18 protein-coding genes are annotated in these 14,422 nt (G+C 43.7%); all 18 read left to right on the top strand.

All coding sequences use genetic code 11. From position 1 onward, the window contains the following. Positions 1-79 precede the first annotated feature (79 nt). Positions 80-1,093 (top strand): aminoglycoside phosphotransferase family protein, encoded by a 1,014-nt coding sequence (locus AC4MBN_RS08720; protein WP_419364937.1) that lies wholly within the window; start codon positions 80-82, stop codon positions 1,091-1,093. Further along, the gene (gene murU, locus AC4MBN_RS08715; RefSeq protein ID WP_419364935.1) at positions 1,094-1,783 is read left to right on the top strand and encodes an N-acetylmuramate alpha-1-phosphate uridylyltransferase MurU; all 690 of its coding nucleotides are present in this window, start codon (positions 1,094-1,096) and stop codon (positions 1,781-1,783) included. An 85-nt stretch (positions 1,784-1,868) separates the two neighbouring features. Continuing rightward, a complete protein-coding gene (rsmG, locus tag AC4MBN_RS08710; protein WP_166139427.1) occupies positions 1,869-2,501 on the top strand; it encodes a 16S rRNA (guanine(527)-N(7))-methyltransferase RsmG in 633 nt (210 codons plus the stop codon). A gap of 24 nt (positions 2,502-2,525) precedes the next feature. Then, positions 2,526-3,308, top strand: a complete 783-nt coding sequence (locus AC4MBN_RS08705; RefSeq protein WP_004784019.1) for a ParA family protein — start codon at positions 2,526-2,528, stop codon at positions 3,306-3,308. After that, entirely contained in the window at positions 3,305-4,192 is an 888-nt protein-coding gene (locus AC4MBN_RS08700) for a ParB/RepB/Spo0J family partition protein (RefSeq protein ID WP_004784018.1), read from the top strand. Before AC4MBN_RS08705 ends, AC4MBN_RS08700 begins: the two co-directional genes overlap by 4 nt. A gap of 37 nt (positions 4,193-4,229) precedes the next feature. Next, a complete protein-coding gene (locus AC4MBN_RS08695) occupies positions 4,230-4,871 on the top strand; it encodes a MotA/TolQ/ExbB proton channel family protein (RefSeq protein ID WP_125279032.1) in 642 nt (213 codons plus the stop codon). 10 nt (positions 4,872-4,881) lie between these two features. Then, on the top strand, positions 4,882-5,304 hold the full coding sequence (locus AC4MBN_RS08690) for an ExbD/TolR family protein (RefSeq protein ID WP_004784014.1): 423 nt from the start codon (positions 4,882-4,884) through the stop codon (positions 5,302-5,304). Then, positions 5,304-7,031 (top strand): lipid A export permease/ATP-binding protein MsbA, encoded by a 1,728-nt coding sequence (gene msbA, locus AC4MBN_RS08685; RefSeq protein ID WP_491880124.1) that lies wholly within the window; start codon positions 5,304-5,306, stop codon positions 7,029-7,031. Before AC4MBN_RS08690 ends, msbA begins: the two co-directional genes overlap by 1 nt. Positions 7,032-7,034: 3 nt before the next feature. Next, a complete protein-coding gene (gene lpxK, locus AC4MBN_RS08680; protein WP_419374603.1) occupies positions 7,035-8,042 on the top strand; it encodes a tetraacyldisaccharide 4'-kinase in 1,008 nt (335 codons plus the stop codon). Positions 8,043-8,054: 12 nt separating this feature from the next. After that, on the top strand, positions 8,055-8,816 hold the full coding sequence (gene kdsB, locus AC4MBN_RS08675; RefSeq protein ID WP_419374604.1) for a 3-deoxy-manno-octulosonate cytidylyltransferase: 762 nt from the start codon (positions 8,055-8,057) through the stop codon (positions 8,814-8,816). A 14-nt stretch (positions 8,817-8,830) separates the two neighbouring features. Further along, a complete protein-coding gene (locus tag AC4MBN_RS08670) occupies positions 8,831-9,811 on the top strand; it encodes a DNA polymerase III delta subunit-related protein (protein ID WP_419374605.1) in 981 nt (326 codons plus the stop codon). Between the two features lie 17 nt (positions 9,812-9,828). Continuing rightward, entirely contained in the window at positions 9,829-10,170 is a 342-nt protein-coding gene (locus AC4MBN_RS08665; protein ID WP_004784000.1) for a PilZ domain-containing protein, read from the top strand. A gap of 27 nt (positions 10,171-10,197) precedes the next feature. After that, positions 10,198-10,971 (top strand): TatD family hydrolase, encoded by a 774-nt coding sequence (locus AC4MBN_RS08660; RefSeq protein ID WP_004783999.1) that lies wholly within the window; start codon positions 10,198-10,200, stop codon positions 10,969-10,971. Between the two features lie 40 nt (positions 10,972-11,011). Next, positions 11,012-11,626, top strand: coding sequence for a TetR/AcrR family transcriptional regulator (locus tag AC4MBN_RS08655; protein ID WP_419364926.1), 615 nt, complete (start codon positions 11,012-11,014; stop codon positions 11,624-11,626). A 9-nt stretch (positions 11,627-11,635) separates the two neighbouring features. After that, positions 11,636-12,184 (top strand): type II secretion system protein, encoded by a 549-nt coding sequence (locus tag AC4MBN_RS08650; protein WP_125279026.1) that lies wholly within the window; start codon positions 11,636-11,638, stop codon positions 12,182-12,184. Beyond that, positions 12,174-12,758 carry a type II secretion system minor pseudopilin GspI gene (gene gspI / locus AC4MBN_RS08645; RefSeq protein WP_180014261.1) on the top strand — a complete coding sequence of 195 codons (585 nt, stop codon included), beginning with the start codon at positions 12,174-12,176 and terminating at the stop codon, positions 12,756-12,758. Before AC4MBN_RS08650 ends, gspI begins: the two co-directional genes overlap by 11 nt. Further along, positions 12,755-13,381: a type II secretion system minor pseudopilin GspJ gene (gene gspJ / locus AC4MBN_RS08640; RefSeq protein WP_419364920.1), complete on the top strand. Its 627-nt coding sequence runs from the start codon at positions 12,755-12,757 to the stop codon at positions 13,379-13,381. Before gspI ends, gspJ begins: the two co-directional genes overlap by 4 nt. 14 nt (positions 13,382-13,395) lie before the next feature. Continuing rightward, positions 13,396-14,367 (top strand): type II secretion system minor pseudopilin GspK, encoded by a 972-nt coding sequence (gene gspK / locus AC4MBN_RS08635; protein ID WP_419374606.1) that lies wholly within the window; start codon positions 13,396-13,398, stop codon positions 14,365-14,367. Positions 14,368-14,422 lie beyond the last annotated feature (55 nt).

The following is a 14,422-nucleotide window of genomic DNA, read 5'->3' as shown; positions in this document are numbered from 1 at the left end:
GTCGCATCATAGAGAAAAAGTTGATAAGTAGCTACACTTAGCACTTTAAAAACTCAGCCTGTACTAGAATTTATTGCAAATGAATACTCAACGCGAACAATTGATACAATCTTGGATTGCTTCTGTACTCGGTTCAGATCAATTTGAAACACATTTTTTAGCAGGCGATGCAAGTTTTCGTCGTTATGCACGAATCAAACTGAATAATAAAACATTTATGCTCATGGATGCACCACCAGAAAAAGAAGATTGTGTGCCTTTTGTGACGATTGATGAATTTTTTGATGCCCATGGCGTACGTGTTCCACACATCGTGGCCAAAGACCTGGAAAATGGCTTTTTGCTGCTCGAAGATTTTGGTGATGTGCTGTTATCAAATTTGCTGAATGATCAGACGGTTGATACCTATTATGAGCAAAGTTTTAAACAGCTGATTCAGCTACAGTCCATTCCGGGAGAAGGTCAGTTTCCTGCTTATTCTTATGAGAAGCTGATTTCTGAAATGGAGCTGCTGACTGACTGGATGCTGCCTGCTCTAAAAATTCAGCCAACAGAATCAGAGTCTGCGCTGATCAAGCGCACATTTGCGATTCTGGCGAATGCTGCTTTGGCACAACCACAAGTCATTGTGCATCGTGATTTTCATAGCCGTAACCTGATGAAAATCGAAAATGAAACCGAACTGGGTGTGATTGATTTTCAGGATGCAGTGATTGGTGCTGATACCTATGACCTGATCTCTATTACCCGTGATGCTTATGTACAGTGGAATGCAGATCGCGTGTATCGCTGGTTTAAAGTGTTCTATGACCTATTGCCAGCAGCTGCAAAACAGGACCGTGATTTCGAACAGTTTAAAAAAGATGCGGATATGATGGCGATTCAGCGTCATATCAAGATTTTAGGTATTTTTGTCCGCTTGTTTGAGCGAGATGGTAAATCTGGCTATCTAAAAGACCTGCCACGTGTGATGTGGTATCTACTGGAAGAAACCAAAGACTATCCAGAATTACAACCATTTATGCAGTTTATTCATGAAAAAGTCATGCCTGTCTTTGAAGCAAAATATGGTTCATACGAGGTAGCGGCCTAAATGAAAGCGATGATTCTCGCGGCTGGCTTGGGCAACCGCATGCGTCCTTTAACTTTGCATACGCCAAAACCTTTACTGGAAGTGGGTGGCAAACCATTAATTGTCTGGCATATTGAAAAACTGGCGGCGATAGGCGTGAATGAAATTGTCATCAATACTGCCTGGCTAGGTGAAAAACTGGCTCAGGCGTTGGGTGACGGTTCACAGTTTGGTGTCAAGATTTTATGGTCACATGAAGGTGAAGGTCTGGAAACAGCCGGTGGTATTATTAATGCTTTACCACTGCTTGGTGATGAACCTTTCATTCTGGTCAATGGTGATGTCTGGACAACCATGGACTTTGCACCTTTATTGAATGTTGAGCTGGGTGAAAATCTGGCACATCTGGTATTGGTACAAAACCCGGAACAGCATCCAAACGGTGATTTCACACTTGCAGACGGCAAGGCTTATATCTTTGATCAGCAGATCAGTGGTGAAAATCTGACTTTTAGCGGTGTATCAGTGATTCATCCGAAAATGTTTGCAGGCTTAGAGGCTGGAAAACGTCCTTTAGCACCACTATTAAAAGCAGCAATGCTGGAAAACAAGATTGCTGCTTCTAAATTGACAGGTATTTGGGTGGATGTGGGAACGCCTGAGCGTTTGAATGCACTGGATTTAATGATCCGTGAAGGGAAGTCTGCTTAAGTGAATATTCACTAAGCACTCCCTACTGTGCCAATATAGAGAAAACGGTATACTTCCACTTAACTTTTTCGAGCGTTGATTGTTTATGCACACGTTTTTTCAAGAACTAAAGCAGGGTAGCCAGGCTTTAGGTTTAGAGCTGTCTGATGAAGCTTTAAATTTATTACTCAAGTACCAGGACGCTTTGGTACTGTGGAATAAAGCATACAATTTGACTGCAATCCGTGATCCTAAGGAAATGCTGGTTAAGCATCTGCTTGACAGTCTGAGTATTTTGAAGGATTTGCCTGCAGGTCGTTTGCTCGATATCGGAACTGGTGGTGGTATGCCGGGCATGATCATTGCTTTATGTCAGCCTGAGCGTGATTGCGTACTACTGGATTCAAACGGTAAAAAAATTCGTTTTCTGAAGCAGTTTATTGCAGACCTAAAATTAAAAAATGTCATTGCAGTACAAACCCGTGTGGAAAATGAAGACAGTATCAATGAGCTGGGTCAGTTTGATGTGATTACCAGTCGTGCATTTGCTTCATTGACAGATTTTGTGAATGCGTCTAAACCGTATATGCATGAGCAGAGTATTATTGCTTCCATGAAAGGTTTGATTCCTGAAGAGGAAGTGGCAGCATTAAAAGATGAATTTAGCTGTCAGATTATTGAACTGAAGGTTCCGCGCTTGGACGAACAACGTCATTTACTTCTATTAAAACGTATTTAAAATTTTTGAAGGATCGGGGTCAACATGGCACAAATTATTGCGATTGCCAACCAGAAAGGTGGTGTCGGTAAAACCACAACCGCAGTAAATTTGGCGGCATCTCTCGCTGTGCTAAAAAAACGCGTTTTGCTTGTGGATATGGATTCTCAAGGTAACGCGACCATGGGGTCGGGGATTCAGAAAAATGACCTGCTGTATTCAGTGACTGATGTATTGCTGGGTGAAGTGCCGATTGAAACTGCGATTACTAAGGCTGAAGTCGGATACAAGGTTTTAGGGGCAAACCGTGATCTGGCTGGTGTGGAGCTGGCGATTGCCGAGCAGAAAGGCCGTGAATTCATTTTGCGTGAAGCTTTGCAGGAAATTGAATCTTCATTCGACTATATCATTGTTGATTGTGCACCAAGCTTAAGCCTGATCACCGTAAATGCACTGGCAGCGGTGGATGGCGTGATTATTCCGATGCAATGCGAATATTATGCTCTCGAAGGTCTGGCTGATCTGACACAAACCATCGACCGGATTCAGCAGGCACTTAATCCAGACCTGCAGATCGTGGGTGTATTGCGTACTATGTATGATGCACGAAATGCCTTGACCCGTGATGTTTCAGAAGAGTTAGAGCAATATTTTGGTAAAAAACTTTATGAAACCGTGATTCCACGTAATATCCGTCTGGCTGAAGCGCCGGCACATGGTCTACCAGTGATTTATTTTGAAAAAAGTTCAAAGGGTGCAGTTGCTTACTTAAATCTGGCAGCTGAAGTATTAAAGAAAAGCAAAGTGAAAAAAGGAAGTAAAGCATGACCGTCAAGAAACGTGGACTCGCCAAAGGTCGTGGTTTAGATGCCTTGCTGGGATCAATTCAAAAAGAAAAATTACAACTCGAAGCACAAGGTCTTGATCATGGTCAGTTGAAACAGATTGATGTCAATCTGCTGAAACGTGGTGAATATCAGCCACGTCGCTATATCAATGAGCAGGATCTGCAGGAACTGGCCGCATCGATTGAAAAGCATGGCATCATGCAGCCAATCGTGATCCGTCCGGTCGATGATGAACGCTATCCATACGAGATTATTGCGGGTGAGCGTCGTTGGCGTGCGGCACAGTTAGCAGGTCTGACTGAAGTTCCTGCGATTGTGCGTGAGCTGAATGATCAGGTCGCAATTGCATTAGCTTTAATCGAAAACATTCAGCGTCAGGACCTGAACCCGATTGATCAGGCGATGGCTTTGCAGCGTTTCCATGACGAGTTTGGTTTAAGCCATCAGGAAATTGCCGATACCGTCGGTAAGGCACGTACTACAGTAAGTAATCTACTGCGTCTGCTAACTCTGGCTGAAGAAGTAAAAGACTTTATGCAGCAGGGCCTGCTGGATATGGGACATGCACGTGCCATCCTGACTTTGAAGGCTAAAGATCAGCTTAAAGTTGCTGAGATGGTCATTGAAAAGAGCCTGTCAGTACGCCAAACCGAACAGTTGGTACGCGACTACAATGCACCGAAAACAGAAAAACCAAAAGCAGCGATTGCGCCGGACATTCAGCAGTTGACTCAGCGTCTGTCTGAGCGCTTTAGTGCGGATGTTAAAATTGACTACAACAAGCAAGGGAAAGGCAAACTGGTCATTAGCTATCATTCTTTAGAAGAGCTGGACGGGATTCTTTCAATCCTGGGCGATGAATAATTAATTTAAAATTTGTTTTTATTGGGGAATAAATCAGATGTGGGAATTGGTTAAAGCAGGCGGCTGGTTGATGCTGCCGCTGGTATTGTGTTCGATATTTATGTTGGCGATTTCAGTTGAGCGTTTCATTCGTTTAAAAAAGAGTCTGGTACTGCCCAACTCACTTCTGATGGGTCCTGCACAAAATGCAGACCAAGCCATGCAAAAGTTGCAGCAAAGTTCAGCTTTAAAAAACAGTACTTTGGGTCGTGTATTTACAGCTGGTTTTGAAGCGTGTCACCAGTCTGAGCAATATGCTCGTGCCCAGATGGAAGTGGTAGCTTCACAGGAAATAGGCTATCTGGAAAAGAATATTAATTTTCTGGGTACTTTGAGTGCAGTAGCGCCTTTACTCGGTTTGCTGGGTACAGTCATTGGGATTATCGAATCATTCTTAATGATTGATGTCGGTACTAATAGTGACCCGGTTTTAATGATGCCCGGTATTTCCAAAGCACTGATCACGACAGCAGCGGGTATGCTGATTGCTATTCCTGCTTTATTTGCACATCGTTATTTCCAGCGTCTGGTTCAGGAATATGTGGCGGAACTTGAGCAGCAAGCAACGTTATTTCATGCCAACCTGTTCTATTTAAATGCTTCAGATGATGTAGAAGAACGCATCAAGAAAGCAAGTTAGGAGCAGTGGCATGAAATTTAAACGTAACCAGGTGGAAGATGTACATATCAATCTGACGCCCATGATTGATTGCCTGTTATTTATTTTGGTCTTTCTGCTGCTTTCAACCACGTTTAACCAGATGAGCCGAATGAACCTGACGCTCCCAGATGCGCAAGGTGTACCGCCAAAGAATTTTGACCAGAAAATTGAAGTGATTGTGGATGCCAATGGTCACTATGCCGTGAATGGTCAGTCTATTGCCAGTAAAGACGCAGCAGATTTAAATACGGCAATTAAACAGATTTCGAATGAACGTCGTGATTTAATGTTTGTCATTGCCGCTGATGCAAAAGCGACACATCAGGATGTTATTCGTGTCATGGACGTTGCAGGGCAACTTGGCTTTGTCAATGTCAACATCAGTACGAAAGTACCAACTCGAGGTTATTAGTGAAGCACGATTTTAAGGTCTATCTTCGCCTTTTAAGCTATTTAAAACCATTTTGGGGCACAGCCTTAATTGTCCTGCTTGGTTTCTCTATTAATGCGGCGACAGAAGTTTCTGTAGCCAAATTACTGGAATATATTATTGAGGCGATTCAAAACAGAGACCAGGGTTTCACCTTACTTTTCCCATTCTTAGTGGTAGTACTGATGTTCTTTCGGGGTCTAGGCCTATTCCTCGGTGGGTATTATACGGCGGTCATCTCGCGTAATCTGGTATTTAATATACGTCAGGAAGTCTTTGCCAAAATATTGCGTTTGCCTGCGCAATATTTTCTGGACAATACCAGTGGTCATATTACGGCCAAAATTATGTATAACGTTGAGCAGCTCACTGCAGCCTCAACTGAAGCACTTAGAACGATCATTCAGCAAGGTCTGATCACGATTGCCTTATTGGGATATCTTTTATATACCAACTGGCGTTTAACCATGTGTATTTTGATCTTTGGACCTGTGATTGGTTTTGTGATCAGTAAAGCTTCAAAACGGATGCGCAAGCTATCACAACAGGTTCAGGACACCATGGGTGACGTAAACCATGTGGTTCAGGAAACGGTAAATGCCAATCTGATCGTTAAAGGTTTTGGTGGTCAGATTTATGAGCAGGAACGCTTTAAACAAAATTCTTTGGAAAACCTGCGCCGTGGTTTGAAAATGGTGGCAGTACAGCAGCTGAACAGTCCAGTGGTACAGTTGATCATGTCAGTTTCACTCAGTATCGTGATGTATATTGCGTTGCGCCCACAAATTCTGGGAGATACGACTGCGGGTGAATTTGTTGCTTATATTACAGCTGCAGGCATGTTGGCACGACCAATCAAGACATTAACTGATGTGAATGAAAAAATTCAGCGTGGTATGGCGGCCGCACATTCTGTATTCGAATTGCTAGATATGCCTGAAGAACATAATACCGGCAAGCTCAATGATGCCTTAAAAGGCAACATTCACTTTAAAGATGTCAATCTGGTTTATGGCGATGGTCACCATGCGATTCATGACTTTAACCTGGAAGTGAGAGCGGGCGAGACTGTAGCATTGGTTGGGCGTTCAGGAGCAGGTAAAACCTCGCTGGTGAATCTGTTGGTACGTTATCAGGAAACTTCATCCGGGCAAATTTTGCTGGATCAAAAACCGATTACTGATTATGAGTTGACTGCTTTACGTACCCAAATCGCAATGGTAAACCAGCAGGTAGTGCTGTTTAACCGTACTGTTCGTGAAAATATTGCTTATGGCCAGCTAGAAAATGCGAGTGATGAAGAAATCATTGCAGCGGCAAAAGCCGCCTATGCCCATGATTTCATTATGGCCTTGCCACAAGGTTATAATACGCCACTGGGTGCTCAAGGTCTGAATCTGTCAGGTGGTCAGCGTCAGCGTATTGCCATCGCCCGTGCCATTTTGAAAAATGCACCGATTCTGATTCTGGATGAAGCGACTAGTGCGCTGGATAATGAATCTGAATACTTTATTCAGCGTGCCTTTGATCAGGCGATGCAAGATCGGACTACGATTGTGATTGCCCACCGTCTATCAACAATTGAAAATGCCGACCGCATTGTCGTAATGGATCAGGGTCGTATTATAGAGCAGGGTAATCATGCTGAGCTAATTGCACGTCAAGGTGCTTATTATCAGCTGCACCAACGTAATTTTGAGGAACATTAAGTCATGGCTTTGGCACAGATCATTCAGGATGCTTGGAATACACAGGCAAAGTGGCTGGTTGTGCTGCGTCCTTTGTCATGGCTTTACCGTTTGGGTTTTGTCAGCAATCACTGGCTTTACCAAAAAGGGATCAAAAAAAGCTATACCGCACCTATTCCAGTAATGGTGATTGGGAATATTACCGTAGGCGGTAGTGGTAAAACACCTTTGCTGATTCATCTGGTGGATTACCTCACTGAAAAAGGCCTACGGATTGGTGTGATCAGCCGAGGTTATGGTGGTAAAGGTCCTTTTCCTGCTTATGTCGATTTAAATACCTTGCCTGAAGTGGTAGGTGATGAACCAGCCTTAATTGTCCAAGCGACTGGTGTGCCGATGGCTGTGGGGCCAAATCGCCAGAAGAGCATTGAGCTTCTGCTAGAAAAGCATAGACTGGATTTAATCATTTGTGATGACGGCTTGCAGCACTGGGCTTTAAATCATCAGATCGAATGGATTGTGCTGGACAATAACCGTGGTTTGGGTAACCAGAAACTTTTACCTGAAGGTTATCTGCGTGAACCCGTTACCCGGTTGGAAAAAGGTACCGTGATTGAACATGCAGCAAATCCAGTTTCGCCTTTGCATATGCATCTTGCAGCCTCTCAGCCCTATCTATTAAATCAACAAGATGTCATCAAAAGCTTTGATCCAACTGCGGCTTTTTATGCAGTAGTCGGCATCGGTTTTCCACAGCGTTTTTATCAAACGCTAGAATATCTGGGGCTGCAACAATTCCAGTGTCACGAATTTCCAGACCATCATGATTATGAAATTGAAGATCTGCAATTTGATGATAATAGCCCGATCATTACGACTGAAAAAGATGCAGTTAAAATTATGGCATTACTCAAACAGTATCCAGATTATCAGCGCGATATCTGGGTGGTGCCAGTCGATGCAGTCTTGTCACCTGCCTGTTATACAATATTGCAGCAGCAATTAGAGCAACAGGGTATTTCTATTTCCTAAGGTTTATTTACGATGAAACATATAGTTATTCCTGCACGCTTCTCCAGTTCACGTTTGCCGGGTAAACCTTTGCTGGAAATCCATGGTCGTCCAATGATTCTGCGTGTCGTGGATCAGGCTAAAAAAGTACAGGGCTTTGATGACCTGTGTGTGGCGACAGATGATGAACGTATTGCTGAAGTCTGCCGTACTGAAGGCGTGGATGTGGTCCTGACTTCAGCAGATCATCCCTCAGGTACGGATCGTTTGAGTGAAGTCGCTCGAATCAAGGGTTGGGCGAGTGATGACATTATCGTGAATGTGCAGGGTGATGAACCTTTATTGCCAGCCCAGTTAGTTAAACAGGTCGCGCAACTCTTAGAAGATCAACCGGCTTGTTCAATGTCTACTCTGTGTGAGCCAATTCATCATTTAGAGGAATTCAAGCGTGACAGCATTGTTAAGGTTGTGATGTCTAAGCACAATCAGGCATTGTATTTTAGTCGCGCTATGATTCCTTATGACCGTGATGGTGCCAAGCTGACTGAACAAAAACTGCATGATCGGGCTTATCGTCATTTGGGTTTATATGCTTACCGCGTGAAACTGCTACAGGAATATGTAACCTGGGAAATGGGTGTGCTGGAAAAACTGGAATCTTTAGAACAGTTACGTGTACTGGAAAATGGTCACCGTATTGCCATTGCTGTGGCAGAAGCCAATTTACCGCCAGGTGTTGATACGCAGGAAGATCTGGATCGCTTAAACCAGATGGATCCATCTTCTTTTGCTTAATTTGAGAATTCTCCATGCCGCTTGATGTCAATGCACAGATTTATCCATGGCAGCAACAGGTTTGGGATACGCTAACCGGGCGTTTTCCTAAGCTTGGGCATGGTTTGTTATTCTATGGAAAAAAAGGCTGTGGTAAAGAAGCCTTTGCCCAGCAGTTTCTGGCCTGGGTTTTATGCCTGAACCGTCAGCCTGATGGGCCATGCGGTGAGTGTGGTAGCTGTCAGTGGCTGAAAGCGGATACCCATCCGAATTACGTCTATATCAGTACTGATGAAGACAATAAAAAACAGAATGCCAAAATTAAAATTGAAAAAATCCGTGATCTTCTTCCTTTTGTACAGCAGACCGTTGATGGCTGGCGCGTCATTGTCATTGAACCCGCTGAAGCATTAAATATTGCCTCTTCTAATGCCTTGCTGAAAACTCTGGAAGAACCGGGTGAAAATATTGTCATTATTCTGCTTGCGGACCATTATCTGAAATTACCTGCAACTATCCGCAGTCGTTTACAGCATTTTGCCTTAGACCGGATTTCATCGGTGCAATTCAGTGAATATGTAGAGGCGCAGTTACCTGAAGCAGGTTCGAGCCAGCAGCAGTTATTGATGAATTTATCCAATCAGATGCCTTTGCAAGCGATTGAGGTTGCACAAAGTTCATGGCTGCCACTACGTCAGGAATTCATGGAAGACTGGAAAAAACTGGTCATTCAAAAAAATACGCCAATGGCAATTGCGACCAAATGGAATAAAAGCCTGAGTTTTGGTGAATTTGGTCAAATGTTTGAATACTTGTTGTCCGATTTAATTTGTGTCAAGCTAAATCAGGCCGTAAAAAACATTGATCTGGACTTTAGTGTATTGGCCGAACAATATTCATTGGAAACACTTTTTAAAATTTATGAGGATTTTCAGCGAGCCAAACAATACCTAGAGCAGAACGTACAAAGTAATCTGGTGCTCGATGAATTGTGTATCAAGCTGATGAATCTTTAGCTTAAGGGGAAAACAAGATGCAACCACGTATGGGCGGTATTATTCAGGCCAATATTCCGGATATTGAAACATTATTTGCCAGTTATATGCCATATGTTGTAGGTGGTGGACTTTTTATTCCTTCCAAGCAGCCAGTAAAATTAGGTGAAGAAGTTTTTGTTTTGACGACTTTACCTGAACAGACGCAGAAAATTCCATTAACCGGAAAAGTAATCTGGGTGTCTCAAAAGCAGAATGGCATCAAGCCACAAGGTTTTGGGATTCAGCTCACTGGTGAAAAAGGCGTTTTCTTCAAAAATGAAGCCGATCGTCTGGTTGCGGGTCTTAAATCTGATGGACGTAAAAGTTACACTATGTAGTTAATTTACCTTCGGTAGGAACTCATTGTGTTTGTAGATACTCATTGCCATTTAACCCTGCTTGATTTAACACCTTATAACGGTGATCTGGATCAGGCGCTCGCTCAGGCCCGTGAAGCAGGCGTATCCAAGTTTATGAGTATCTCGGTGGATCTGGATGATCATATCGAGCTGGCGAAAATCGCGGCCCGTCATCCTGATGTCGGTTATACCGTCGGTGTACATCCTTGCGAAGATGCTGCGACGATGGCGCGTGCGACCACTGAATATCTGGTTGAACTGGCACAGCCTGAAAAAGTCTGGGCACTGGGTGAAACGGGACTCGATTATTATCACAGCACCGATTTTATTGCCGAGCAAAAAGACTGTTTTGCCCGTCATATCCATGCCTCACAAATCGTGAAAAAACCTGTCGTCGTGCATACCCGTTCTGCCAAGCATGACACGGTTGATATTATCCGTGCAGAGAAATCTACCCATGGCATTTTGCACTGTTTTACCGAAGACTGGGAAACCGCTAAAGCTGTTTTAGACTGCGGTTATTATGTGTCTTTCTCAGGTATTGTTTCTTTTAAAAATGCCCAGGATTTGCGTGACGTTGCCAAACAGGTTCCACTTGATCGGGTTTTAATCGAAACGGATAGTCCTTACCTTGCTCCAATGCCATATCGTGGCAAATCTAATGAACCAAAATACGTTCCTTATGTAGCCAAAGCGCTTTGCGATGTATATGATAAGTCGCTAGAAGAAATGGCTTATATCACAAAGCAGAACTTTGAGAATCTTCTGAATTCAAAGTAAATAAAGTTAGATAAGAGTACAAGAGAGTTATAGGGTGAAGATGGATCGTCAGGCTCAGTTTCGAGCAAGAGAAACCTTGATTTTTCAAGTTGCAGAACAGTTACTGCTAGAAAATGGTGAAGCCGGGATGACCCTGGATGCACTGGCAGCAGAACTGGATCTGGCCAAAGGCACTCTTTATAAGCATTTTCAGAGCAAAGATGAATTGTACATGTTGCTGATTATTCGTAATGAGCGCATGTTGCTGGAAATGATTCAGGATAGTGACAAGGCTTTTCCTGAACATTTGGCTTTCTTTATGTTGCACCATCTGCATCACCCTGAACGTACTGTCCTGTTTCATCAGATTGAAGAACGTCTTTCGACAACAGGTGTTGGAATTCAGCATCTGTTTAGCGAACTTTATCAGGTGCGCAAACAGCGTTTACGCCTGATTATTCGTATGACGGAAAGCTATCTGGCTTCAATCAATAGCAGCATGTCGGTGCGTGATTATCTGGCCTCAATTTGGTCGATGACCCATGGTGCAGCTGCGATTCTGAACTCCAGTTTTTATCAGCGCTATCTCGGTTCACGCGATACCTTGCGCGTTGCCCTTATTGATCAAGCTTTAGCTTTACCGAAACAGGTCCATCCTGCCGAGCAGTTCGCCTAAGAGTTGCCTATGATCAGATCACATCACGCCTCCATTCGTGGATTCACTCTAATCGAAGTGATGGTGGTGATTGTGATTATGAGTATTATGGCGTCACTGGTCGTGCTCAATATTAGTGGGGTAGATCAGCGCAAGGCAATGCAGGCGCGGGAAGTCCTGTTACTGGATTTGCAAAGAATCTTGCGGGAATCCAATGATCAGTCTCGTATTCTTGCGCTTGATGTTCAGGCTGCCACTGATGTTTCACCATTTCGCTACGGGGTCGTGGAATATCGCGCCCTTAATCCAGCAGAACCCACTTTAAATCAGCAGAAATGGCAAAGCTATGCGGAGTTTAATCTGCGTAATTTGCCAGAGCAGGTCTCTTTCCGGATTCAGTCTTTAGAGCAGCGTTATAATAATGCCCAAAATCGGGATCTTACTGAAGCCAATGCACCCAAGCTGATCTGGTTAGGCAATGGTGAAGTTAAACCGGTCAGAATCCAGTTCTATCTGGAAGATCGTGTAGTGGGCAATCCGATTGAAATTGATCACTTGGGTAAAGTCCATGAAAGCTAGGGTTTTCAAGCAGAGTGCCGAAGCTGATGTAATCAAGCCGTTTAAGTCAAATGCTGATCGTGCGCAATCCGAGTATAGCTCTTCGTCTTGCGCAGCGGTGAAACAGCGTTTCACTCATCGCGGCTCCTCAAGCACAGCTTTCGGACTTTTTTGCGCGATAATGCCGCTCAGGTCGAGGATTACTCGACTTAATCGTGCCTCAGGATTTACCTTGCTGGAAGTGATGGTCGCGCTGGCGATCTTTGCCACAGCAGCCATGACCCTGACTAAAGTTGCTATGCAATATACCCAATCGACTTCGAATGCCATTTTGAGAACCCAAGCCCAGTTTGTTGCCTTGAATGAAGCGGCACTGATGGAAATTAATCAGCAGTGGCTTACTGGTACAGAATCTAAACAACTCACTCAACAGGGCGAAACCTGGCAAATTGATAAGCGCAGTGAACCCACTGTAAGTCCTAATGTACAACGCATTGAATTACAAGTGAGTCTGGTCAACACTGAAACCGGTCAGGCAGAAAATGGAATTAGCAGCTTGATGTTCTTTAATCACCGGATGAATGAAGCGCCATGAAGTCTAAGGGATTTACGCTGGTCGAACTACTGGTTGCTATTGCTATTTTCGCCGTACTCTCTGCTCTAGGCTGGAAAGTATTTGATTATATTGTACAAACCAAAGACCGTAATGCGGTGCATGAACAGCGCTTAAGTCAGTTGCAAGATACTTATCAGCAGATTTTGCGTGATACGGTGCAGGCGGTGCCTTTAACGGCCAATATTAATGGTGATATTCAGCCGGCACTGGTTTTGCAAAACGGGCGTTTTAACTTTAGTAAGACTGGAGTCACCGATCCTCTGGAAGAGGGGGTTTCTCCAGATGAGCGGGTTGAATATCAGTACCGGGCAGATGAACAAAAACTCTATCGCCTGAAATACCGGAATTTAAACCAGACCGGGCGTGATCAACCTGAATCCAGTGTGTTGTTGTCCGATGTTGAGCAGTTTCAGATCGTAGTACTTAATCCAAATGAAATGACCCAATGGCCAGACTCATCTTTTGATTTAAATCAGATTGAGCAAAAACAGCGTTTACCCAAAGGCATTAAAATTAACTTAATGGTTAATGGGGTCAGTTATGAGTGGATTTTCAGTTTATTGAATACAGATTTCCTGCTTGAAACCCAAAAGTTAACCTGACAAAGAATAATAAAATGCAGATGAACAAAGCAATGATGATCAAACAGCAGAAGGGGATTGCTCTGATTACCATTCTAGTGATGGTGGCACTTGCAACTATTTTGGCTGCGACTATTGCTAAACGTCAGGCCGCAACTGCTGAAAGTACCGCTTATTTAATGCGACAAAACCAGTCTTTGATGTATGCCAAAAGTGCTGAAGCGTTTTTTTCTGAATTGCTAGTTGATGACGCAGAGAATGCAGCGGAAGTTGATCATTTAAATGAAACCTGGGCGCAGCCAATGCCGGCTTTTCCAGTTGAAGATGGTTATGTCTCGGGAATACTGCAAGATGAGTCGGGTAAGTTTAATTTAAATAGCCTGATTACAGCTGAAGGCACAGTGAATGAAAATGCTAAAGCCTGGTTCGAGCTGATATTAAAACGTGCTGGATTGCCAGAGCAGTTGAGTGAAGCCGTGATCGACTGGCAGGATGAAGATGAAATACCAAGTGGCCCAATGGGTGCAGAATCTAATTATTATCAGGGCTTGCCGAATGGTTCCCTACCTCCGAATGCCAAATTTCACAACGTTGAAGAGCTGAAACTGGTACGAGGCTTTGAAGAAAACAAGTACAAACTAATCGCACCTTATCTCAGTGCTGCGCCTGTAGAAGACAGTACAGTCAATATTAATACCGCATCTGCATTTCTTTTGGCGAGCATGGATGAAAAGCTGGATGTGAATGCTGTGCAGCAATTGCTGGATCGCCGTCAGGCAAATCTGGAATATTTTTCCAATGTGGCTGATCTCTGGACACTAGAACCCTTTGCTCAGGTGGATGCAGCCAAACACAACCTGTTTAATAACCTGCTTGGGGTGCAATCCAATCACTTTAAAGCACGTATCGAAGTGATGCTGAGTGAACGTAAACGTCAGTTTAGTAGTGATCTAGTGCGGCAGGACAAAAAGGTTTATGTTGCCTATCGAAGCATGGCGCCTTTTTAAAATATCACCATTTTAGAATGCTCTCATTTCTTGAACTTGATTCGCGTAGCCTTAA

The sequence above is a fragment of the Acinetobacter sp. CAU_H_60 genome, from assembly GCF_058599385.1.
Note: the sequence above shows the minus strand (reverse complement) of the source record. Positions and strands in the feature narration are given on the sequence as shown.